The sequence below is a fragment of the Pseudoalteromonas sp. T1lg10 genome (genome assembly GCF_002964545.1).
GTDB lineage: Bacteria > Pseudomonadota > Gammaproteobacteria > Enterobacterales > Alteromonadaceae > Pseudoalteromonas.
In genome coordinates this window covers 1-1098 of record NZ_PQBV01000024.1, presented here as the reverse complement: position 1 = coordinate 1098, position 1098 = coordinate 1, and the positions used below count along the sequence as shown (strand labels likewise).

At 37.1% G+C, this 1098-nt stretch carries 1 protein-coding gene; it reads right to left on the bottom strand.

The features are described from left to right. Nucleotides 1-863, bottom strand: an 863-nt coding sequence (locus C2M17_RS07985; protein WP_105200315.1) for an integron integrase, incomplete at its 3' end; no start/stop codon positions are given. Nucleotides 864-1098: the final 235 nt, after the last annotated feature.

The following is a 1098-nucleotide window of genomic DNA, read 5'->3' as shown; positions in this document are numbered from 1 at the left end:
CTGCGAATGTCTGCTCCTGATTGCAAAAGATGAGTCGCGAACGAGTGTCTAAACGTATGTGGTGTAATTAACTTTGTAATCCCCGACTGTTTTAAAGCAGCCTTCACCGCCTTCCTGACACAAGTTGGATGAAAATGATGTCGACGAATTTCTCCCGTTTTTGGATCGCCGCTTAATTTATAGGATGGAAATAGATACTGCCAAGCCAACGACTTGTTCGCAGATGGATATTTCTTTGCTAACGCATTCGGCATCCAAACGCCGGCATATTGTTCATTTTTTAAGTCAAGTTGTAGATATTCATCCACTTGCATAATTTGATTTCTTAACAATGGAATAAGCTCATTTGCAAGTGTTACAATTCGATGTTTATTGCCTTTTCCATTCCAGACTTGAATACATTTATAGTCAAAATCAATGTCTTTCACTCTGAGCTGCACCGCCTCCATTACCCTTAAACCGCTTCCGTACATTAATCCCGCAATTATGTAATAGCGCTTTTTCATAAACGACAATATTTCTTTGACTTCTTCTGGTGTCATTACGACTGGCAATTTGGGTTGTCTATTGCTTTTGACAAATTTTAAGTCCAACGACAATTCTTCTTTTACTATGTGTTTGTACAAAAACGCTAATGCATTTAATGCGGCCATTTGCGTTCTAGGCGACATATTTCTCTTTAAAATTAAGTGGTCTAAAAACTCAACCACTTCGTTATCACCCATAGTAGTGGGATGTCTTTTATTATGAAAATGTATGAAATTAGATATCCAACTAAGGTAAGCGTTAACCGTTCTCAGTGAATACTGTCGAGTCAACATGTAGTCTGCGATGTAATTTAAATAAGGCGAGCGAGTTTTCATTTTCATTCCTTTGAAAATATGTAAATACTGTATATTAAAACAGTTATAGCGTAATCGCTCACATAGTCAAGAAAACGACCCAATCGCGTGCTTTTGTCGCAAGATGAAAACGAGCAATAGCTATTTTTAATAATATTGGCAATAAGTTAACTAGTCTGTTAAAAATATATCATTCAGAAAAGTGAGCGGTAGCGTAGTAGAAAAACGCGCGATTCGCTCGCTATAAACATGTTAT